We start from the raw sequence: 21,530 nt of genomic DNA on the forward strand, positions 1-21,530 counted from the left end.
CGTTACGCCTGCGTGCGCGCGAGACGGTTCGCAACCTGCTCGTTATGCCTGCCTTCCTGAGTTCCTCGTTCGGGAACAAACTGGAGACTGGTCCGGTCTGACAGGGAGTGCGCATGACGTTGACGACGAGCACCTCGTGGGCGAGCGCAGGTCTGCAACTGGTGGACAAGCCGCGCACGATCACCGTTGGCATCGCCGACGACGAGGTTCTGATCCGCACGGGAGTCCGCGGTGTGCTGGAGCGTTCCGGCAACGTCGTGGTCGTCGGCGAGGCCGGTGACGGCGGCGGCGCGCTCGAACTCGCGCGGCGCCAACGACCGCAGGTGCTGCTGATGGACGCGTCCATGCCCGGCATGGAAGGCCTCGCGGCGGTGCGGATGGTGCGCAGGCACGTGCCCGGTACCCAGGTGATCATGCTGTGCACCCGGCAGACCGAGGAGATGCTCTTCCCCGCGTTGCGGGCCGGCGCGGCGGGATTCCTGTTCAAGAGCGGCGAGCCCGACGCGTTGGTGACCGCCGTGCGTGCCGTCGCAGCAGGAGAAGCGATCCTCTCGCCGTCCGCGACGCGTGCGCTGATCGACCACTTCACCGGCGCCGACTCGGAACGCCGGGACGCCGCACGCAGCCGCATCGGCCTGCTCACTCGACGCGAGCAGGAAGTGCTGGTGTATCTGGCGCAGGGCATGGCGAACGCGCGCATCGCTAGGCTCATGTACCTCTCGGAAGGGGCGATCAAGGCCCACGTCAGCCGACTGCTGACGAAACTTCGGTGCGACAACCGCGTCCAAGCCGCTCTCATCGCACGCGACGCCGCCCTTCCATGCTGAATCTGACAACTGCTGCCACGGCGCGAAGGCCAGCCTAGCCACGGATTTTCGCGCCGCGAAGCAGGTCACCCGGTTGGCCCCGTCCGGAATGATGTCGCTTTCCCGCCAGCGTCTCGCTTGGAATGGCGTCATGCTGGTGGACATGCAGCTCGACACGTTCTCGGAACACTTGCACTTTCAAGCACCTCTGTGTCCCGACAACCTGTTCGGCCACCTCATCGCCACCGCCGTGCCCGGCGTGGAGGAGTGGCGAGGCGGTGTCTACCGGCGGACCTTGCGACTTCCTTGCGGATTCGGGATCGTCGCATTGCAGCCGTTCCCGGAGCACGTCGCCTGCACGCTGGAACTGTCCGATTCTCGCGATTTGACTAGTGCTCTAGACCTTTGCCGGTTTCTGCTGGACCTCGACGCCGATCCATTCGTGGTCGATGCTGCGTTGTCCGCGGATCCGCTTTTGGCGCCGCTGGTTTCCGCCGCGCCCGGTCGCCGTGTGCCGCGCACGGTGGACGGCGCGGAGTTCGCTATTCGCGCCGTGCTGGGCCAGCAGGTGTCAACGAAGGCCGCGCGCACGCATGCCGCACGCCTCGTGGCCGCTCACGGCACGCCAGTAGGTGACCTGTTCCTGTTCCCGCTGTCGTTCGACGTCGGCGAGTTGGCGATGCCCGAGTCCCGCCGCCGCACGATGGCCGCGTTGCTCGATGCCCTCGAGTCCGGTTTGGACCTGTCTCCCGGCGCGGACCGAACCGTTGCGCGCGAATGGCTTTCGTCGCTGCCCGGCTTCGGCCCGTGGACCGTCGAGTCGATCCTGATGCGCTCTTTGGGTGATCCCGACGCGTTCCTGCCGACCGACCTCGGCATCCGTCTGGCCGCGGAGGCTCTGGGCCTGCCGTCGACGCCGGCGGCACTCGTCAGGCGTTCGGAGGCGTGGCGACCGTGGCGTGCGTATGCGGTGCAGCACCTGTGGGCGACAGGTGATCACGAGGTGAACCGAATCCCGGCCTGACCTGCACGCTGGAGTACATCGCCGTCGACCCGTCCCGCACGAACCCGGGCAACGCCGGCGGATCCTGCGCAAACCCTTGCAGATCCTCGAAAACCTCCAGCGCCGTCGCCGGACGCCCGCCGGGGTCCTTGGCCAGCAACCGCTGCACCACCGGGTCGAGCGCGCCGGGCAGCCGTGGCGGCGGCTCCTTGACGTGCTTGTCGAACACCGCGTACGCCGTCGGCCCGGTGAAGAGTTGGTCGCCCGTCAGCATCTCGTGCAGCACGCACCCCAGCGCGTACAGGTCGCTGCGCGGCTCGGCGATCCCTCGCTGAATCTGCTCGGGTGCCATGTACGAGGGCGTGCCGAGGATCTGGCCGGCCCGGCTGAACGGCGCGACGTCGCTCTCCCGCAGCAGCGCGAGCCCGAAGTCCAGCACCTTCACCGCGCCGTCCGGGCACAGCATCAGGTTGGTGGGCTTGAGATCCCGGTGGCAGATGCCGCGTTCGTGCGCGGCGGCCAGGACCGCGGCGGCCTGCGCGGCGATGTTCGCGGCCCACGCCTCGGGCAGCGGGCCGAACTCGCCGACCAGGTCGGCGACCGTGACGCCGTCGACGAACTGCATGACCTGGAACAGGCGCTGCTCGTACGTCCCGAAGTCGTACAGGACGGGCACTCCGGGGTGCTCCAGCTTGGCGACGATCCTCGCTTCGCGCGCGAACCGTTGCGCCACCTCGTCATCGCTGCCGGGCAGGCGCAGCAGCTTGACCGCGACCCGGCGATCCAGCCGCAGGTCCCGCCCCTTGTGCACGGCACCCATGCCACCCCGCCCCAGCGGCAGGTCGTCGATCTCATAGCGGTCGGCGATCAGCACCCGGGAAGCCTAACTGCCGTCGCCTGTTCGCTGACCCCGCGCTTCCTCGTACGCGAGGCGACCGCAACAGCGTTTCAGGACGTACCAATCGGGTGAATCTGCTGGAATCACGCTGGCCCGACCTGTCCGCTCAGGAGTCCATTGTAGCCCAAACGGACCAGCGAGGCGGCCTCTTCCAGGCCTGCTTCCAGGGCCTTGAGCTGCGCGAACGCCTGTCCGTACCGCTGTTGTTCGGCCAGCGGCAGCGACGGGACCTGCGTCCGGCGCACGTCGAGGCGGGTCGAGCCGGTCGGCGTCCTGGCGAACGCGGCGCGCAGCACGCCTTCGAGGAAGTCCGGGTCGATCTTGCGCGGATCGATCTCGTAGATGGCGCCGGTCGGGGACGTGACGACGTGTTTGCCGGGGGCCGCGCGGACCAGTTCGCCGATCGTCGTCATCGGGGGAGCGGTCTGTTCCCGCAGTTCGGGCAGAGGCGCCAGACCGAACGTCGGTTGTGCGTCGAGGTAGGCGGACGCGTCGGTGCCGTTGCGGCGCGACGGACTGAGGTCGACGTCGTCGTCCAGCAGGTCGATGACCCGCGTGTTCGGGTCGAGCGGGCCGGGCGCCTCCAGCAGTGCGATCTGTTCGGGCGCGCGGCCGATCGGGTTCCGCAGCAGCCACAGATCGCGTCCCGGTTGCACGGTCATCACCGCGCGCACGGCTCCGGCGCGCAGGAGGTTGCCGCGAATCCGCTTGCCGGGCCTGCGGGACGCCGCCGCCGACGGCAGCAGCACCGCGACCAGCCCACCCGGTTTCGTCAGCGACAGGCAGTGCTGCAACCACGCCAACTCGGGTTCGCCGCGCGGTGGCAGCCCGTAGGTCCACCGGGCGTCGCCCACCAGTTCCTCGTGCCCCCACGCCCGGTCGTGCCACGGCGGGTCGCACACCACGGCGTCGGCCCTCTCCTGGACGCCGTTGTGCCGCAACGAGTCGCCGGTGTAGATCTGCGCGTGCGGCATTCGGCGGCGCGCGATCACCGCCGAGACGGGATCGAGCTCCTGCCCGATCTTGTTCCGGGCCTTGGAGGCCTTCAGCAAACTGCCCGTGCCGCACGCCGGATCGATCACCGTGTCACCGTCGGTCGTGGCCAGCACGACCTCGATGACCTCGGACGGAGTGGGGTTCAACAGCCGCGAGTGCGCTTCGAGGTAGCGCTCGTGCAGGAACTCGAACGTCTGCGCGTCGGCCTCGACCGCGGCCAGCGCCTCACCGAGCTTCAGGTCGTCGGCTGTGCGCAGTTGGGTCCACAGCCGTTCGGCCGGTGAGACACGGAACGGTTTCCCGTTGCGCCGAAGCCATGACTCCACGTCGCGCAACAGGTACAACGGACTTGAGGCCGTCCCGCCGACCGGCGACGGGAAGTCCTCGAACCGCCGCCGCCAGTTCGACACCGCCGCCCGCCCCACATCAGCGAGGCGCGCGATGTCACCGGCGTTGACCGTCTCATCCATGTTCACAACCGTATTGCTTGTGAACTCACTTCACAACTGATCTACTGGAGACATGACACACGAGCTGCGTATCGCCGTGGCGACCGATCCTGGGCTCGTTCGCGAGCACAACGAGGATTCGGTCTACGTCCGCGCGGACCTGCAGGCCGTGGCGGACGGCATGGGCGGCCACGAGCACGGCGAAGTGGCCAGCGCGCTCGCGGTGAACGTCTTAGCGGGCTGGCAGGGCGACCTGGGCCCCGCGGTCTCCGAGATCGCGCGCAGACTCGACGCCGAGACGCCCCAGGGCGCCGGCACCACTCTCACCGCCATCCGCTGGGAGGGCCTCGCCTTCCAGTTGGCGCACATCGGCGACTCCCGCGCGTACCTGCTCAGGGAAGGCGAGCTCCGCCAGATCTCCCACGACCACACCATGGTGCAGGCCCTGGTGGACGCGGGCCGCATGACGCCGGAGGAAGCGCTCGTCCATCCACGCCGCGCCTATGTGTTGCGCGCCTTGCAGTCCGGCAACTCGCACGACCCGGACCTCACGTGGCACCAGGCCAAGATCGAAGACCGCTACCTGCTGTGCAGCGACGGCCTGACGGACTACACGGACCTCGAAGACGTCCACGAGATCCTGCTGTCCACTGAGGACGGAACGGACGCTGCCTGGCAGCTGATCGCGCTGGCGAACGGCAACGGAGGCCCGGACAACATCACCTGCGTGATCATCGACGTGGTCCGCAAAAAGTGGTGGCAGCGCTAGCGAATCCCGTTACGGTCGCGATGTGACGACAGATGGGGGCATCAGTCTCGGAACCGCGGCCGCACGACGATTGGCCGAGCTGGGCTGCTGTGAGATCGCTCCAGGGCTGACCGACGCGGAGTTCGCCCGCATCGAGGCCGAGCACGAGTTCGAGTTCGCTGACGACCATCGCGCGTTTCTGGCGGCGGGGTTGCCGGTGAACACTCCCTACATGTCGGAAGCAGGGGTCTTCCACACCTGGGAGCAGCCGTGGCCCGAGTGGCGTGACGGCGACCCGGACGACCTCCACAGGCAACTCGGGTGGCCGGTCAGGGGAGTGTTGCGGGAGGTCGAGGCCGGGCAGCACTGGAACCCGGCCTGGGGTGAGCGGCCAGACGACAGTGAAACAGCGATGGTGGTGGCGCGGTACGAAGTGGACGAAGCGCCCAGGTTGATCCCGGTCTACGGGCACCGATTCCTTCCCGCGGGGCGAGGCACGTTCGGGAATCCGGTTCTGTCCGTCTACGGAACGGACATCGTTCGCTACGGCGTCGACCTGACCGACTACGTCAACCAGGAGTTCGAGAAACCCCCGCCCGGGCACCCGAACGGCTTTCCGGCGAAGGCCACCATGCCGTTCTGGAGCGACTACCTGAACCAGCGCTGGTAGTCCCGTGCGTGGAAACGGCCCCCGGCGCATCGCGCCGAGGGCCGCAGCTCTAAACGGGTGTTACAGGTTGGCCGGCATGCCCGACTCGTCGGCCGCCGCCGTCGAGGAACCGCTCAGCAGGTCCTTGACGATCTTGTTGGCTTCCTTCACGGCCGGAGTGATCATCTTGATCTTCACCTTGCCGTTGGTGAGCTTGCCGCCGACGTCGAACGTCTTGTCCTCGTTCGGCAGCGGAAGCGCCTGGCAGCCCGTGAACTGCTTGCGCGGGGTGGCGCCGGTCTGGAAGTAGAAGACGATCGGGTCGTCGACGCAGTCCGTGTTGTACGGGAACAGGCCGTGCGAGCCCTCGTTGTCGACGCTGATCAGCTTGGCGTTCGGCAGCGCCTTCGTCGTGGCGAGACCACCCTCGTACGCGGTGGCGGCGTCGAGCTCGGACTGCGCGACCAGCAGACGCGGGAAGGTCTTCTTGTCCGGCTTCGGCATCGAGTTCTTCGTCGGCCAGTAGGCGCACAGCGGGGTGCTCATGAACGGCGCGATGAACGGCGCGTTCACGGTCAGGTCGGCCAGCCAGTAGTTCCAGTAGTGCAGGTTCTGGTTCCACTGACCGTCCTGGCAGCGGATCGCCTCGAACGTCGCGTCCCAGGTCTCGACCTCGGCGGCGGCGGTCGTGGTCTTCACCGCGACGCGCTCCTTCTTGGCGATCGCGTTGAGCGCGTTGGCCTTGGCCTTCGCGATGAACGCCTTGTTCTCGTCGGTCAGGCCCGGCGTCGTCAGCATCTTCGCGACGAGCTGCTCGACCTTCTCCGCGTCGGTGCCCGTGGCCGGGGTGCCGATCACGGCGGAGACCGCGGCGGCGGCGGTCGGGTACTGGGTGGTGTCGTACATGGCCGGGATCACGAACCACGCGACGAACAGCTGACCCAGGAACTCACGGGTGCCGCCGGCCTTCTCCCAGTTGCGGCGGATCTCCATCGGGTCGGTGCCCTGGCCGTACTCGGCGTCGTTGCGCGCCATGTACGGGAGCAGCGCCTCCTGGAACTGGCGGTCGCGGGTGCGCGGCTGCAGGTCCCAGGTGTTCTCCAGCGTCGACTGCGAGGCGTCGACGGCCGAGTCGAGCAGGAAGCGGTGCGCCTTGCTCGGGAACGTGGCGGCGTACCAGGTGCCGAGCCACGTGCCGTAGGAGTAGCCGATGTAGCTCATCTTCTTCTCGCCGAGCACGACGCGGATGAAGTCCATGTCGTAGGTGGTCTGCTCGGTGGTGATGAACTGGGTCAGCGGGTTCTCGAGGCAGCCGTCGACCTTGGCCTTGTTCAGCACGTTGATGTCAGTGCTGTTCGGGACGGTGTAGCTGCAGGTGAGCGGCGCGGAGAGGCCGACGCCGCGCGGGTCGAAGCCGATGAAGTCGTACTGGCCGGCGAGGACCGGGGTGCGCAGGGCCATCGCCGCGCCCCACGGCAGGCCGGAGCCGCCGGGGCCACCGGGGTTGACCAGCGCGATGCCCTGACGGCTGGTGCCCTTGTACGCGGTCTCGGTCTTGGAGACGCGGATGCCGATCGTGTTGCCGTCGGCCGGGTTGTGCCAGTCGCGCGGGACCTGGATGGTCGCGCAGGCGAGACCCTTGACGGTCTTGAACTTCTCGACGGTCTCCGGAGCGACGCCGGGGAAGGTGCACTCCTCCCAGGTCACCTTCTGGGTGGCGAGCGCGCCCGCGAGCTTCTGCGTGTCCGGGTCCTGCTTTGCCGCCGCACCGGCCGCCGGCGTGAGCACGATGCTCGTCGCGATCAGTGCCCCCGTCAGCGCGGCGATGCCGCCTCTGAAGTACTTCCTCACTGGTGGATCCCTTCCTGCCCCCGCACGGCCGGTGAGGCCGCGCTTGCAACAGAGGAGAAAGGAAAAACGTGCGTTTAACACTCCTGGGTGATGGCAGAAAGTCGCCATGTCTGGAAACCGTCACCAATCGTGTTCGCAGAGTGATGAAGATCGGTGACTCGGTGACCTTGGGTGACTAAAGCCAACCGCGCCGTGACGCCTGCACGCCGAGCTGGAACCGGGTCTGCGCGCCCAGCAACTGCTGCAGCCGGCTCACCCGGCGGTGCACCGTGCGTTCGCTGATCCCGAGCTCTCGCGCGATCGACTCGTCCGTCAGACCGGCGCTGAGCAGTGCCATCAGTCTCCTGGTCGCGGTGGTCGGCTCCTCACGGGTGACCTCCTGGCCGCCAGGCGTGATCGACACCGCCATCCGCCAGAACGCCTCGAACAACTCGATGAGCGCGCTCAGTAGCACGGACGGGTGAATGAGGAGTGCCACCACGTTCCCGCCCGTGACCGTAGGCACCGCGATCAACGCCCGGTCCGAGTCGGCGATCACGAGCTTGAGCGGCACACCGGGAAACGTCCGCGCCTGCTCGCCCGCGGCGATGCTCTCCTGCACCGACGCGAATCCCCGCTCGGTCTGCAACAGCGCCGACTCGTACACGACCCGATAGCCGATGCCGCGGGCCAGCGCCGGGGGCTGCGCGGGACTCGCCTCCGGCTGCGGGCTCAGGTACGAACCGGGGTCGAGCGCCCGGATCTCCGACTTCGCCTGGCTCTGCATCTCCTCGAACGCGCTGATCACCTCGGCCGCGTCCTGGAGCACCTCGACGAAGTCGACCTCTTTCGCACCACGCGCGGCGTAGGCGGCGGCCAGGAACTCAGCGGTCTCCCTGGCCCTGACGGCCGCGGCCTCGTGCCCGGACGCGATCGCGGCCAGTGCCGACCGCGGCGGCCGCACGCCGTCGTTCCTGACCAGCCCGAGCCGTTCGAGTTCCGCGCGCGCCGCATCGGACTCCGCGCTGTCGTCTCCGCGCAGCATCGCCAGGTAGAGCTTCTCGGCCTCCGGCGACAGCCCCTCGTGCACACGACTCCCCTCGGTGGTTCTGAACCGAAGGTACCTGCTCAGACAGGAGGAACACGGCTTAGGCGAACCGGCGCAGCGCCCCGAGGAACAGCGCGTCGAACGCCCGGTCGGACAACACCCTGCGCGCGAACAGGATCGGCCGCGCCCCGAACCCCGCCGCGTAGCGCGTGCGCGGCCTTTTTGCCTCGGCCGCCTTCACGATGACGTCCGCGATGACCTTCGGCTCACTGGCGCGATCCATCTGCGTGAAGAACCCGGACAACTGCTTGACCTGCCCCGCGTAGGCACCGCCACCGGAAGTCTTCTGCAGGTTCTCGACCGCGATCCCGCCCCACTCGGTCTTGATCCCGCCGGGCTGGATCACCACGACGTCGATCCCGAACGGCTTCAGTTCGAGCCGCAACGAGTCGCTCAGCCCTTCCACCGCGAACTTCGTCGAGTGGTACCAGGCTCCGAGCGGCTCGTAGATCCGCCCGCCGATCGACGAGACGTTCACGATCCGCCCGCGCCCGGCCTCCCGCATGTGCGGCGACACCAGCTGAACCAGTCGCGCCAGCCCGAACACGTTGACCTCGAACTGGTACCGCGCCTCGTCCAGCGGCACGTCCTCGACCGCGCCGTACGACCCGTAGCCGGCGTTGTTCACGAGCACGTCGATCCGCCCGGCCTCCGCGATGATCTTCTTGACCCCGTCGACCATCGACTCGTCGCTGGTGACGTCCATCTCCAGCACCCGGATGCCCTGCGCGGCGAGCCCCTCCATCCGCTGCACCCGCCGCGCCGCCGCGTAGACCGTGTAACCGGCTTTGTGCAGCTCAAGCGCGGTGGACTCGCCGATCCCCGACGAGGCACCCGTGACCAGTGCGACCTTCATGGCGTTCTCCCGACTACCTGGTTGGCTCAAGTAACCAACTGTTTGGTTGCTAGAACCAGGCAACCACGTCCGAAGCGCGCTGTCAACTAACTGGTTGGTTGCTAATACCAACCGGTTGGTTAAGATGGAGGTGTGGTGAGGGACAAGGAAGCGACCAAGGCCAAGTTGCTGGACGCGGCGCTCGAGGAGTTTTCCCAGTACGGGATCGCCGGGGCGCGGGTCGACCGCATCGCGGCCACGGCCGGCTGCAACAAGGCGATGATCTACGCCTACTTCGGCAGCAAGGAGGGCCTGTTCGACGAACTGCTGAAGATCCAGGTCGACCGCATGATCCGGGAGGTCCCGATCACGCCGGAGGACCTGCCCGGCTACGCGGGCCGGCTGTTCGAGGCGTACCTGGAGCGGCCGCAGTTGCTCAGGCTCGTGGCCTACCACCGCTTGGAGAACGGCTTCAGCGAAGTTCCGAAGGCCGAAGCGGAGGCCTACAAGCACAAGATCGAGGCCGTCGCTCAGGCTCAGATGGAGGGCAGGATCTCAGCGGCGTTCAACGCCACGAACCTGCTCGACCTGGTCGTGCACATGTCGATTCTCGCGTTCAGCACCCCGAACGCGACCCGTGAGCTCGTCGAACGCTCCGTGCGCCGGTTGATCGCCGAGTAGGGGCGAAGCCGGCACGCGGAAACCACCGCCGGGGAGGACCTGTCGGAGGATCAGGGCCTGCGCAGCAGGTAGGTGTCCATGATCCAGCCCTTGCGCTCGCGTGCTTCGGACCGAACCCTGCGGATCTCCGCGGCCACGTCCCCGACCCGTCCCGACACCAGGATCTCGTCGGGCATGCCGAGGTAGGCGCCCCAGTAGATCCACGTGTCCGGGTCGACGCCCTCGAAGGAGTACGACGCGTCCAGCATCACGGCCACGTCGTCCACATCGGACGGCCACCCGGCGGCGAGGCGGCGGCCGGTCGTGATCTGCACCGGCTTGCCCACCTGGTTCAGCGACACCCGGTGGCCGGCCGTCAGCGCCGCCACCGATGTCACGCCCGGGATGACCTCCACCGCGAACGACTCGCCGCGGGCCAGCAGGTCGTCGAGGATCGCCAGGGTCGAGTCGTAGAGGGACGGATCGCCCCACACCAGGAACGCCCCGACCTCGTCCTCGCCCAGGTCCGACAGCAGGCCCAGGACGACGTCCGCGCGGTCCCGGCGCCAGGCGTCGATCGTCGCGACGTAGTCGGCGGGGTTGCGGTCGCGCTCCGGATCCCGGCCCTCGACCCAGCGGTACGGCCGCGTCACGTGCGCTTCCAGGATCGACGCGCGCAGGTCGACGAGCTCCTGCTTCACGGACCCCTTGTCCAGCACGAAGTACACGTCGACCGTCTGCAACGCCTTGACGGCCTGCACCGTCAGGTGGTCGGGGTTGCCCGCGCCGATACCGATGACCAGGATCTTTCGCACCGGAACACCCTAACCAGTGCCGAGACCGGCAGCCTTCACCGCGTCTTCCGGCGCCCAGCAGGGCACCACGACGCACCCGTCTGGACTACCGGCAGGCTTGCGCATTCGTTTGACGTGTGTTCGCGAGTGCGCCCCCGATCGCTGCAGTGGTGACGGGCGTTGGTTTGTCAGGTCTTGCGGACAGCGCTGGTAAAGCCAGCGATGAAGAGGGTGGCGAAGGCCCAGGCCAGGAGTCGCAGTGCCCAGCTGGTGGAGGTGAAGATCTGACCAGTTGTGGTGTTGGTGGCCTCGCAACGTGCACGGGCGCCCGTGGTGAACAGAGGAATGCCCAGGTCGAGGCCGACTCCGATGCGCTCCACCACGGTGCACCCGAGTGCCGTGGGTGGGGGCGGCGTTCGCAGCTGTGTGAGGCCGCCGTGGCCGCCAAGGACGACTGCGAGAACCACAGCGGCGACCACAACGACGAGCAGGCCGATGAGAGCCCGCCAGGGTTGGTAGCCATAGCCCAGTGTGAGACCGGTGAAACGGGACCAGGTGCGCTCTGCGCGACCGGTGAGCGCTCGGCGGCCGATCTGATCCCGGCGTTGTGCAATCAGGACGCGTCGCGCGTGGCTGTCGTGTCCGGCGGCCCGGTGCGCGGCCGCCAACTGCTGATAGGGCTGAGCCGCATAGGACGGGGTGCCCTCACGCAGCAGTTCCAGCCAGGAATCAGCAGAGATGCCCTCGGGCAACCCGCTGTAGACCAGTCCATCCACTGCGAGCCGCGCCAGCGAGTTGGTGGTGTGCTCCAGACGATCTGGATCAAACACCAGAGTGCTTCCAACCCGAAGACCAGTGAGGTTGACAGTGACACTGTCGCCACCGCCGATTGCCGCGAACCCGTCACTGAGGAAGACGCGTTGGTCGACCTGCAGGCCGTCGGCGTCAAGAGCCGGGCCCGAGTCATTGCGCACTGAGGAATTCCCGCAGTCCAGTTCACCGATGTGCGCGCCGCGCAGGCGGACCGCCCCGGTGTCCCCGGTGCCGGTGGCGGTGAACCCGCCGCGCAAGAACATGCTCTGGTCGATCTGCAGGTAGTCGGCGTTGAGGGCGGGGCCAGAGTCGTTGCGCAGTGTCGCGCCATCGCAGTCCAGTTCACCGATGTGCGCGCTGCGCAGGCGGACCGCCCCGGTGTCCCCGGTGCCGGTGGCGGTGAACTCGCGCAGAAACATGCTCTGGTCGACCTGCAGGCGGTCGGCGTCAAGGGCGGGACCAGAGTCGTTGCGCAGTGTCGCGCCACTGCAGTCCAGTTCACCGATGTGCGCGCCGAGCAAGCGGACCGCCCCGGTGTCCCCGGTGCCGGTGGCGGTGAACCCGTCACGGAGGTAGACGCATTGGTCGACCTGCAGGCCGTCGGCGTCAAGGGCGGGGCCAGAGTCGTTGCGCAGTGTCGCGCCATCGCATTCCAACTGGCTGATGTGCGCGCCGAGCAGGCGGACCGCCCCGGTGTCCCCCGTGCCGGTGGCGGTGAACCCGCCGCGCAAGAACATGCCCTGGTCGATCTGCAGGTAGTCGGCGTTGAGGGCGGGGCCAGAGTCGTTGCGCAGTGTCGCGCCACCGCAGTCCAGCTGGCCGATGCGCGCGCCGAGCAGACTGATAGCGCCTAGATCGCTGTGCCCGGTGATGGTCACCTCGCTGGCGACGAACACCGTGGTGATGAGTCGATCTGCGTCCAGGGGCGGCTCGCTGGGGTGCTCGAGTCGGCACACGGACAAGACCAGGGCGGGGATGTGGGTGTCGCGGGCGTTGAGCCCTTCTTCGAGCAGGCAGTTGTCCAGTTCGATCGCGACTGTGCTGGTGATGTTCTCCAGGTCCACGCGGCCAGCGACACGTGCCCCGCGCAGGCGTAGTCCGTGCGGGTCAGGATCAGCGGCCAATCGTCCTCGCACGATGTCGCGCACCACCCACGACCGGATAGTGCGCGACTCATCCCATGCGCGCATGGCGATCTCGTCAACAGGCTGGTCACGAGCCAGGTCGAGGATCTCTCCGCGTTCGACGTGCTCAATCAGGGCACGTTCCACAGGCCTCAGTGCACCCGGCCTGTCACTTGCCGTAGTCACGTTCATGGGTCGCGGGAAGTGGTGATCACGTTACTGCCGCGTGCGCGGCCAAACCGCTGGTACCACCCGCCACCCGATCCCGCGCACGCCGAGGTACCGCTCTCCATCATGGTTCTGGGCAACAACCTCATCGCGTACGGCGACCACCGCGAGGCCGCTCAGTCCAGAGCGCGACCTCCGACACGGCGGGTTCATCCACGCCGACCAGGGGCAGCAGCATCACCAGTTGCTGCACCCCGACGTCTACGGCACTTCTGGCGCACAGCGGAGCGCGGGCTGCCCATCTTTCCGGCACCGCGACGCGGCGGGACGCGACTGACATTTGCTGTCGCCGAGCACTGACAGACCGATATCACTTCCACAGACGTCGACATGGTCAGGGTCCCGAGCAGCGCCAACCAGGTCACGCAGCCTGCGTGGCGGCGAGTTTTCAGCAGCAGCGAGGCGAACGGCTCAGGCACAGGTCGCGGCACTAGACAGGGCGCTCGTCGATGAGCCGGACGGTCTTGCCCGTGCGGGGATTCACCTCCAGCGCCGGCACCCAGTCCACCGCCAGCGGTGCGACCACGCCGCGTCCGGCCTGCAGCTCGAACCGCGGACTGATCACGTGCACCTCGTCCCGGACAGCCTCGAAGTCCTGCGGCTCAGCGGCGATCCGCAGCACCAGCTGGTCGCGTGCGTCCACGCGGCGGATCACGACCTGCACGCCGTTGTGCGCGATCCCGGCGCGGTCGACGGCGGCCCGCAGGTGGTCGAGGTGCAGCGTCACGGGGCCGACCCGCGCGCCCTCGTCGGCGCGGCCGAGCAGCCGGAAGATGCCGTCCTCCGCGTCGACCCACTCGGCCAGGTCGCCGACCGGGTAGCGGATCATCGGCTGGAGTCGCCGGGTGAGGTCGGTCTGCAGCAACCGGCCCGGTCGGCCGGACTCGGTGATCAGTTTGCCCGTCTCGACGTCGACGATCTCCAGCACTGAGCTGTCCACAAAGGAGCGGAACACCCGCGCGTCGTCCGAGCCGAGCACCGCCGTGCCGATGATCCCGCCGTCCACGCTGCCGTAGACGAACGACCGGAACTCGGCGCCGGGAAAGGCAGAAGACAGCAACGCGCGCTGGTCGTCGTACAGGGCCTCGCCGCTGAACAGGATCAGCCGCACCAAAGGCAGTGAGCCGACCGAAGCCACGACGTGCGAAGCCAGCCGGCACAGCGTCGTCGGGAAGCCCGCCACGACGGTGGCGTCGAAGTCCTGCATGGTGGTCAGCGTGAACTCGACCGGTGCGCTGCCGGTGATCGGCAGCTGGACCAGGTCGATCGGGGAGCGCTGCAGGGAGTTCAGCGCGAAGATGAAGCTGGAGTACAGTTCGCCGGCCGCGAAGAGGTTCGCGATCCGGTCGCCGTGCCGCAGTCCCGCCGCGGGCAGCGTTTCCGCGTACGCGCGGCACATCGCGTCCCATTCCTCGTTGGTGTAGAAGGAGACGCGAGGTGCCTTGGTGGTGCCGCCGGTTTTGAAGATCAGGCCGTCGGTGTGCGCGCGGGTCAGCACCTGGTTGTGGCGGATGGTGTTCGCGGCCCAGAACGCGGCCTGGTCGATCACCGGCAGCTCGGACAGCGGCGTCGAGGAGTCGTAGCCGTCGTACAGCTCCTTGTAGAACGGGGAGTGCGTGCGGGCGTAGCAGATGAGGTCGAGCACGGACATCGTTCACACACTCCTGCTGCTGCGCTGGTCGACGACCGCGATCAACTTGCCGCTGCTCTTCGTCCGCAGGAAGTCCGCCAGCGGGACGTTCTCGACGCGCACGGTCAGCAGCGAGTCCTTTTCGACGGCCTCCGAAACCTCGGCATAGCGGGACAACAACGTGGTGTGGGTGGCCGCGGGTTCGGGCGCGCGATCGCGTTCCATCCGCACGACGAGCTCCTCGCCTTGAGCGTCCTCGTTCAGCACGATCTGCAACGCGCCGGCGTAGCTGTGCTCGTCCTCCAGGATCGTGAGGAACCGCCGGTAGTTCAACGTCTGCGCGGCTGCCCGGAACACGTCACCGGTGCGCCCCAGCAGTTCGAACCGCGGCGTCTGGCGGCCGCACTCGCAGTCGCCGGGGACCCAGCGGCCCAGGTCACCGATCTCGTAGCGCTCCAGTCGCTGGCCCCGCCTCGTGTGCGTCGTGAAGACGAGCCTGCCGGGTTCACCTGACGAGACGAGACGGTCCGTCTCGTGATCAAGGATTTCCAGCGTGTGCAGGCCGGTGAACAGGTGGTGCACCTTGCCGGACGAGGCCTGGCACTGGTAGCCGACCGGGCCCGCGTCGACGGTCGCGTAGGCCGCCGAGCGGATCACCTCGACGCCGAACTCGTCGCGCAGCCGGGCGATGGCCTGCGCGCCGAAGTGCTCGCCCGCGTAGAAGATCTTGCGGATCCCGCCGTACTGCTTCAACTGCTCACCGTGCTCGGCGAAGAGGCGCTGCACGAACGAAGGCGCGGTCAGCAGCGTGTCGACGCGGTTGTCCACAATGGCCTGCGCGATCGCGTCGAGCTGGCCCCACTCGCCGCCCATCGGGAACTGCACCGCGTTCATCCGCTCCAGCGCCGAGAAGAAGCTGACGAAGCTCGCGTACATGTGCCCGTTGAAGAACAGGTTCATGATCCGGTCGCGGCGCGGGTCGAGGCCGGTGGCGAGCAACGCCTCGGCGCCCACCCACATCTGCTCGTCCCAGTCCGCCCAGGTGTACGCGGACAGCTTGGGCGCGCCGGAGCTGCCGCCGCTGCGGAAGTACACGTCCGCCGGCCGGTCCTGCAGCGTCTCGAAGTCCGACTTCAGCGTCACCGGAACCGAGGGAACCGGCAGCTGCCGAGACTCGGTCAGGTCGTCCAGCGAGGCGTCCGCGGCGAACCTGTCGTCGAGCTGCACGGACACCCGGTTGCTGTAGCGCTGCAACGCGTAGACGCCGTCGTGCGGCTCACCGCTGTAGCCGCCGAGCATCGAGCCTGGCGTGGTGATCCGCTGCACGCCGACCGACACGAACGAACGCGCCAGGGCGGCGGTGTCAGGCCTGTCGGCCGCGAGACCGACGGTCTGCAGGTAGCGGCGCATGGGCCGCAGTACGGACGTGATCTGCTTGCGCGGCAACGGCTTCACCCACACCGTCCGGTACAGCGGCGAGGTGCGCAGCGCGGAACGGACGTCCGCCAGCACGCGCCAGTGCTCGCCGGTGTGCACCTTCGTGAGCTTGAGGTGCTCTTCGAGTTGCGTGACGACGACGGTGTTCGTGATCTCCGCCCACTCGGCCTGCGACGGTTCACGGGTCGGCGGGCCGGTCAGTTCCAGCACCGAGGCGAACCGCTCGGCGAACGCGAAGACCTCGGCCGGGTCCTCGGTGTCGAGGTAGATCACCTGCGGGCTGGAGCACGCCTGCTGCTCCAGCTGGCACACGTCCGCGGCCAGCGCGTGCAGGGTGTCCACATCGGACCACGAGTCGCCGGTCAGGTAGGCGAACGACAGCTTCGGGCCCCAGTCGATCACCCGCGTGCCGGGCCTGACCAGCTCGGTGACGCCGGTGATCGCCTCCTCGCCGCCCCAGACCGCGACCGCGTCGGCGGCGCCGAGCACGCGCGACATCCAGTCGGTGCGCGAAGAGGAGAAGTGCAGTACGACGAGCCGCGCGGCGATCTGGCCGGTCTGGTCGTGTGCTGCCAGCGAGGCGAGCACCTCGGCGGTGAACCCCGAGTCGTCCGAGGCGACCTTGATGACGTTGAGGTTGCCGGACAGCAGGCCCTCGACAGCGCTCAGGACGCCCGCGACCGGGGCGTTGCCCGCCGTCACGTGGGCGAGCAGGCCGAGCGGCACCCAGGCCTCGTAGACGGGCGTGCGGAAGTCGAACCGGACCATCCGCGCCGGGTCGAGGTTGCCGAGCTCGCGCTTGAGCTTGCGTTCCAGCGACGGTCGGCTGAGGGCGTTGCGCAACGCGTCCAGCGTCTCGTCGATCTCCACCTCGTCGAGGCCCCACGTGACCAGCGACGCGCGGTGCTGCTCCAGGTCCAGCTTCTCGGCGGCGGCGAGCACGACGAGCGGGTTCAGGCGCGGCCCGGTGATGACCTGCTGGGTGAGGTCGTCCAACGTGTCCAGCCGCAACGCGACAGCGTCGTCGTCGACCCACTCGCCCTGCCAGAGGTGCCTCATGCCTTGCCCTTCAAGAGTTCTGCTGCCGCGATGGCGCAGGATCGGTTGCGGGAGACGCCGGCGCGGCCGAGGATCTCGAACCACGGGGTCTCGTTGCCGCAACCGCACTCCTCAGGTGCGTGCAGTGCGGCCAGGTCACCCATCAGCACGCTCTGCGCGGGCGCCGAGGTGATGTACGGGGACACGAACTGGATGTAGCCGGACTCGCCGTACGGCAACGGTTCCAGCGTCCGGACGTCCCGGACGATCGCACGTGACCAGGTCGGCACGTGCAGGTTGTGGTGCGAACACTCGACGTACGGCACCGAGTGCTCGACGGAGCCGTAGCTGTCGCGGATGCGCGCGTCCGGGATGCCGAGCACGTCCGTGACCTTCGCGCGCAGCTCGGACTTGGAGATCTGCTTGTCCGCGTTGCCCTTCCAGCCACCGCCGAACCACACCATCGAGCGCTCGTTGAGCCGCAACGGTTCCACGCCCATCGCGCGCATGCGGTCGATGGTGAAGCTCAGGAACGCCGGGAACCCGAAGATCCGCACCGGCCGCCCGCTGTCGGCGAACCGCTGCAACGCGCGGATGCTGCCGAACGCGTCGAACTCGTGCCCGGTGCCGGTGTGCGCGAGGCCGTAGTCGACGGACTCCACGGGCGCGAAGTCGGTCATGAACTGCCCGGTGAACGAGCTGCCGAGCTTGCCGGAAGGCGTCGGCTGGTTGAGGTTGATCAGGTAGTGCACCGGGTCGGCGTCGATGAACCCGTTGTGGTCGTAGATCCGCGCGACCATCCGCTGGCCCGCGCGCAACGTCCAGGCGTCCCAGAACATCTGCGACTTCTGCCCGGTCGTGCCGGACGAGGTGGCGTGCACGACGACCTCGTCGCGCGGCACCGACAGCACCTCGTGCATCTTGAAGAAGTTGGCGTGCACGAACGGCTGGTCGGTGAGGTCGCGCAGCGGCTTGCCGTTCCACAGGCTGCGGAAGAACTCGTTGCGCTGGGCGTGCCAGCGGTTCGACTCGTTCATCGCTTCCAGGAACAGGTCCGGATCGCTGTGGTCGTACGGCGCCGCGATGTCGCAGAGCGCCTGGACGGCACTGAGCGAGGGGTCCGGCACCGTTGCTGGACCGAGGTGCGGGTTCATGCTCGAAAGACTCCGTTGGTGTTGAGGAACTTCTGCGTCCACAGCTCGATGTACTGCTCGGTGAAGGGCCGGAACGCCTCGTCGATCGCGAGGCCGCGGAAGTCCGGCGGCTGCGGCGTGTGCACCATGACCACGTAGTCGTGGTAGACCTCGCCGTCCTTGCGCATCGCCGGGTACAGCGCCACCGGCAGGAAACCGAAGGCCAGCAACGCACTCAGCTCGTCGAACTCGTGCAACGGCACCAGCGTCTCGACGTGCGGCGCACCGAGACCGGCCAGCGTGTCGATCACGCCACCGAGGTGCGGGAGCAGTGCCTGGGGACTGGGGGTGGCTCCGAAGATCGTGCAGTAGCCGTCGTGGCGGTTGAGGTGCCCGTAGATCTGGTATTCGCCGTGCTCGTCCGCCAGCAGCACGTTCGGCTTGTGCAGCGGGTAGAACCGCCGCGCCGGGTCGTTGATCGTGTGCTCGAAGTGCCGCTGCACGAACTGCGGCGCCTCGATGACCTCCAGCCGCGACACCTCGCCGGCGGCGAAAGCGGTGTCCTCCACGAACTCCGGCAACGTCGGCAGGCCGAGCAGAGCGTGCGTGGCCGTGACGAGCTTCCGAAGGCTCGCAGGCACCTTGTGCACCTCGGCCCGCTGCTCCAGCACACCGTCTCGGTGCCTGGCCAGCAACGTCATCGTCTCGCGCTTGGCGTGCTTGAACAGGTTCGGCACGAGGCCGAGCGGGTGGAACCCGTTGCGCAGGCACACTCTCTGCGGTGCGAGGTGGATCGTCCGCGCGGTGCCGTAGACCGAGTCGACGTCGCCGCTCGCGAGCATCCGGCCGGTGATCTGCCCGACGGCGTGGTGCGCGATGCCGCCGCCCTGCGCGTCCGGGTCCACGACCAGCCCGGCGATCTTGCCGAGACGGTCCGCGCTCTCGACGTGCCCGGTGATCGAGGCGACGACCCGGCCGTCGCGGCGCCACACCAGCCACGTGGTGTGCGGGGCCTCGATCTCGGCCGCCATGACGTCGGGGTCGGTGCCCATCGCGATGGGGTAGTTCGCGCCGTGAGCCCGCCGGTAGAGCCTGAGCAGATCGTCGACGTCGGCGAGTCGAGCCGGCTCGAACTCGGGTGCCACTCCTGTGCCTCCTCTAATAACCGGAAATCAGGCTACTGGCTGGTACAGCCGCCATTCAGGTGACGGAAGCGCGGGAGCTGCGGAATTGATTCCTGAGGGCGATCGGGATCACAACGAGAATCAAATCCTCCTTAACAAGGATGGTTCTTCTGGGCTAATTTGCGCAGGTAGAAGCTGTGACGGAGATCGCGTACCGGAATTTCGCCTTTCAGTCACATGTCAACACGACGCGCTCTCGTGGCGCTATTCCGGCGCCAAACGCAAAGTAGTCGCCGTTTCAACGAAACGGCGACTACTCGGAAAATCGGCAACTAGTGGGCGAGCACGTGCAGGATCCTGACCGGCTTCTTCGGCGCGCCGTCCAGCAGGCCGTCCGGCTGCGGCACGATCCCGGCCTTCACGATCCGGTCGAGCGTGTCCATGCCGTAGGTGACGTGGCCCATCACCGTGTAGTTCGGCGCGATGTTGGCGAACGAGTGCACGATGAAGAACTCGCTGCCGTTCGTGCCCGGCCCCTGGTTCCCGTACGCGATCGTGCCGCGCGAGTAGGTCTCCTTGCCGGTCACCTCGTCGGCGAACCGGTAGCCGGGCCCGCCCTCCTCCGCGCGGTAGATGTCGCCGCACTGCAGCACGCCCAGGCGCGTGGTGTCGGTCAGCCGCCAGCACTGCGACATCGTGTAGAACCAGCTCCGCGCCAGGTGGGCGAAGTTCTCCACGCCGCACGGGGCGTTGGCGCGGTCGAGGTTCGCGCCGACCACGCCGTAGTTCGTCACGATGGTGACCTTCACCGTCCCGCGGGCGGGCACGACGGCGCTGGGCGGCTGGACCGGGCGGGCGGCCGGGTTGTCCGGCGTCGGGATGAACTCGCACTTCGCGGTCGGCGCCGCTTCGGGTGAGGCGGACGCGACCGGTGCGAGAACGACCATCATCAAGACAGCGAGCAGTAGCCTCATGGATGCCGACGGTAGCCGCCCGAACGTCACACGGGAACGGTTTCACGCTGCTCAACTGGGGCCTGCCGACGCTGGGGCTTGCGTTCCAGCCACCACTGCGAGAGCAGCAGCGGGATGGTCCACCCGGCCCACGTCGAGATCCCGGCGATCGTCTGCGGCAACTCCGACTCGGGGACGCGGTCGGCGAACGCGAGGAAGCCGATCACGCCCCAGATCCGGTTCGTGATGATCGAGACGGTCAGCGCGAAGCTGCGGATCATCCACTTGCGGTGGTCGCGGAACCGGCGCTGCCGTGCCGCGCGCCACGCCAGCCACGTGAACGTCAGCCACAGCACCGACAGGACGAGAGTGCTGACCATCGCCACCGGACCGAACGGGGTCATGTAGCCGATGACCAGTCCGGACAGTCCGGCGGGCAGCACGCCGGCGAACACGTACACACGGCCGATGCGGCGGTGCCACGTGGGGAAGCGGCCACGGAACCACGGCCAGATCTGCACCACGCACGTGAGGATGGCGATCGACGCGCAGACGACGTGCACGACGAGCAAGGGGTAGTGCGGTCCCCAGTCCGACTGCACGCGTGCCTGCAGCCGATCACCGGTCAGATACGGCGGCAGCGAGAACGCCACGAAGGCCACCACCACGAACGCCAACGGTCCCACCCAGGGTTTGCGCAACCACGTCATGGCGTCACCATGGCCATTCCCGCTGACCGATCGCGCACCGTTCGCTGACGTGCCGTTCTGACACCGCGCTGACACCTGACGGGGTGTAACTGTCAGATCGCTGTGAGCGCTGGTCAGCAGTGTCGGCGCCATGAAGTCGACAGCCCTGATCGCCGCGGCCGCGTTCACGCTCCTCATGGCGCCGGACGCGCAGGCGGCGTCCTGCAGCGGACGCGGATGCAACGACAAGGACCCGGTGGCCGCCGGATGCGGCAGCGGTTCCACCACGGCTGATACCGCGCCCATGTACACGGGCGGTACGGCCGAACTGCGCTGGTCGCCCGGCTGCAGGACGAACTGGGTGCGGATCTCGAACTACTCGGGCGGCGACTCGGCTCTGCGCATCACGGTCTGGTCGAGCAGCGACCACGTCGGCTTCGTCGCGGCGGGAACGCCGGGAAACCACTGGGGAAACATGGTCTACGCGCCCGGCTGCGCCCGCGGCGAGGTGCTCTACGTCGACTCCGCCGGCGTGCACCGCACCGCCCGTCTCGCGTCGAGCGCTTGCTGAGGGGGCGCGCCGTG

At 68.0% G+C, this 21,530-nt stretch carries 19 protein-coding genes; 6 read left to right on the forward strand and 13 right to left on the reverse strand.

What is annotated here, in order from left to right; all coding sequences use genetic code 11:
* Positions 1–113 precede the first annotated feature (113 nt).
* Together SK854_RS13110 and SK854_RS13115 are read left to right on the forward strand one after the other, a co-directional pair.
* Positions 114–827 (forward strand): response regulator transcription factor, encoded by a 714-nt coding sequence (locus SK854_RS13110; protein WP_319975345.1) that lies wholly within the window; start codon positions 114–116, stop codon positions 825–827.
* 130 nt (positions 828–957) lie between these two features.
* Positions 958–1,830: a DNA-3-methyladenine glycosylase family protein gene (locus SK854_RS13115; RefSeq protein ID WP_406601770.1), complete on the forward strand. Its 873-nt coding sequence runs from the start codon at positions 958–960 to the stop codon at positions 1,828–1,830.
* Here the strand turns inward: SK854_RS13115 and SK854_RS13120 are convergent.
* Both SK854_RS13120 and SK854_RS13125 read right to left on the reverse strand, forming a co-directional pair.
* The gene (locus SK854_RS13120) at positions 1,736–2,683 is read right to left on the reverse strand and encodes a serine/threonine-protein kinase (protein WP_319975346.1); all 948 of its coding nucleotides are present in this window, start codon (positions 2,681–2,683) and stop codon (positions 1,736–1,738) included. The genes SK854_RS13115 and SK854_RS13120 overlap by 95 nt on opposite strands.
* A 107-nt stretch (positions 2,684–2,790) precedes the next feature.
* Positions 2,791–4,173, reverse strand: a complete 1,383-nt coding sequence (locus SK854_RS13125; protein ID WP_319975347.1) for an N-6 DNA methylase — start codon at positions 4,171–4,173, stop codon at positions 2,791–2,793.
* A 52-nt stretch (positions 4,174–4,225) separates the two neighbouring features.
* On the opposite strand from SK854_RS13125, the gene SK854_RS13130 reads away from it, so the two are divergent.
* Together SK854_RS13130 and SK854_RS13135 are read left to right on the forward strand one after the other, a co-directional pair.
* The gene (locus SK854_RS13130) at positions 4,226–4,921 is read left to right on the forward strand and encodes a PP2C family protein-serine/threonine phosphatase (RefSeq protein WP_319975348.1); all 696 of its coding nucleotides are present in this window, start codon (positions 4,226–4,228) and stop codon (positions 4,919–4,921) included.
* Positions 4,922–4,943: 22 nt separating this feature from the next.
* Positions 4,944–5,570, forward strand: coding sequence for an SMI1/KNR4 family protein (locus SK854_RS13135; protein WP_319975349.1), 627 nt, complete (start codon positions 4,944–4,946; stop codon positions 5,568–5,570).
* A gap of 60 nt (positions 5,571–5,630) precedes the next feature.
* Here SK854_RS13135 and SK854_RS13140 read toward each other — a convergent pair whose 3' ends face one another.
* The 3 genes from SK854_RS13140 to SK854_RS13150 form a co-directional block, all read right to left on the reverse strand.
* A complete protein-coding gene (locus SK854_RS13140) occupies positions 5,631–7,400 on the reverse strand; it encodes an alpha/beta hydrolase (RefSeq protein WP_319975350.1) in 1,770 nt (589 codons plus the stop codon).
* A 175-nt stretch (positions 7,401–7,575) separates the two neighbouring features.
* Complete coding sequence (locus SK854_RS13145) at positions 7,576–8,469, reverse strand: helix-turn-helix transcriptional regulator (protein WP_319975351.1); 894 nt, start codon at positions 8,467–8,469, stop codon at positions 7,576–7,578.
* A 58-nt stretch (positions 8,470–8,527) separates the two neighbouring features.
* Positions 8,528–9,343: an oxidoreductase gene (locus SK854_RS13150; protein WP_319975352.1), complete on the reverse strand. Its 816-nt coding sequence runs from the start codon at positions 9,341–9,343 to the stop codon at positions 8,528–8,530.
* 135 nt (positions 9,344–9,478) lie between these two features.
* Between SK854_RS13150 and SK854_RS13155 the strand changes: the two genes are divergently transcribed.
* Positions 9,479–10,003, forward strand: a complete 525-nt coding sequence (locus SK854_RS13155; protein WP_319975353.1) for a TetR family transcriptional regulator — start codon at positions 9,479–9,481, stop codon at positions 10,001–10,003.
* 50 nt (positions 10,004–10,053) lie between these two features.
* On the opposite strand, the gene cobF is transcribed toward SK854_RS13155, so the two are convergent.
* From cobF to SK854_RS13195, 8 genes are all read right to left on the reverse strand, one after another.
* Positions 10,054–10,797, reverse strand: a complete 744-nt coding sequence (cobF, locus tag SK854_RS13160) for a precorrin-6A synthase (deacetylating) (RefSeq protein WP_319975354.1) — start codon at positions 10,795–10,797, stop codon at positions 10,054–10,056.
* Positions 10,798–10,964: 167 nt separating this feature from the next.
* Positions 10,965–12,860, reverse strand: coding sequence for a hypothetical protein (locus SK854_RS13165; RefSeq protein WP_319975355.1), 1,896 nt, complete (start codon positions 12,858–12,860; stop codon positions 10,965–10,967).
* 511 nt (positions 12,861–13,371) lie between these two features.
* Positions 13,372–14,592 carry a phenylacetate--CoA ligase family protein gene (locus tag SK854_RS13170; protein ID WP_319975356.1) on the reverse strand — a complete coding sequence of 407 codons (1,221 nt, stop codon included), beginning with the start codon at positions 14,590–14,592 and terminating at the stop codon, positions 13,372–13,374.
* Between the two features lie 3 nt (positions 14,593–14,595).
* Positions 14,596–17,067 (reverse strand): acyl-CoA reductase, encoded by a 2,472-nt coding sequence (locus SK854_RS13175; RefSeq protein ID WP_319975357.1) that lies wholly within the window; start codon positions 17,065–17,067, stop codon positions 14,596–14,598.
* A complete protein-coding gene (locus SK854_RS13180) occupies positions 17,064–18,200 on the reverse strand; it encodes a LuxE/PaaK family acyltransferase (RefSeq protein WP_319975358.1) in 1,137 nt (378 codons plus the stop codon). Before SK854_RS13180 ends, SK854_RS13175 begins: the two co-directional genes overlap by 4 nt.
* The gene (locus SK854_RS13185; RefSeq protein ID WP_319975359.1) at positions 18,197–19,324 is read right to left on the reverse strand and encodes a GNAT family N-acetyltransferase; all 1,128 of its coding nucleotides are present in this window, start codon (positions 19,322–19,324) and stop codon (positions 18,197–18,199) included. Before SK854_RS13185 ends, SK854_RS13180 begins: the two co-directional genes overlap by 4 nt.
* 311 nt (positions 19,325–19,635) lie before the next feature.
* Positions 19,636–20,277 carry a peptidylprolyl isomerase gene (locus SK854_RS13190; RefSeq protein WP_319975360.1) on the reverse strand — a complete coding sequence of 214 codons (642 nt, stop codon included), beginning with the start codon at positions 20,275–20,277 and terminating at the stop codon, positions 19,636–19,638.
* A 26-nt stretch (positions 20,278–20,303) separates the two neighbouring features.
* Positions 20,304–20,966: a DUF2306 domain-containing protein gene (locus SK854_RS13195; protein ID WP_319975361.1), complete on the reverse strand. Its 663-nt coding sequence runs from the start codon at positions 20,964–20,966 to the stop codon at positions 20,304–20,306.
* Between the two features lie 130 nt (positions 20,967–21,096).
* On the opposite strand from SK854_RS13195, the gene SK854_RS13200 reads away from it, so the two are divergent.
* Positions 21,097–21,516, forward strand: coding sequence for a DUF2690 domain-containing protein (locus SK854_RS13200; RefSeq protein ID WP_319975362.1), 420 nt, complete (start codon positions 21,097–21,099; stop codon positions 21,514–21,516).
* Positions 21,517–21,530: the final 14 nt, after the last annotated feature.

The organism is Lentzea sokolovensis, from assembly GCF_033949975.1.
GTDB lineage: Bacteria > Actinomycetota > Actinomycetes > Mycobacteriales > Pseudonocardiaceae > Lentzea > Lentzea sokolovensis.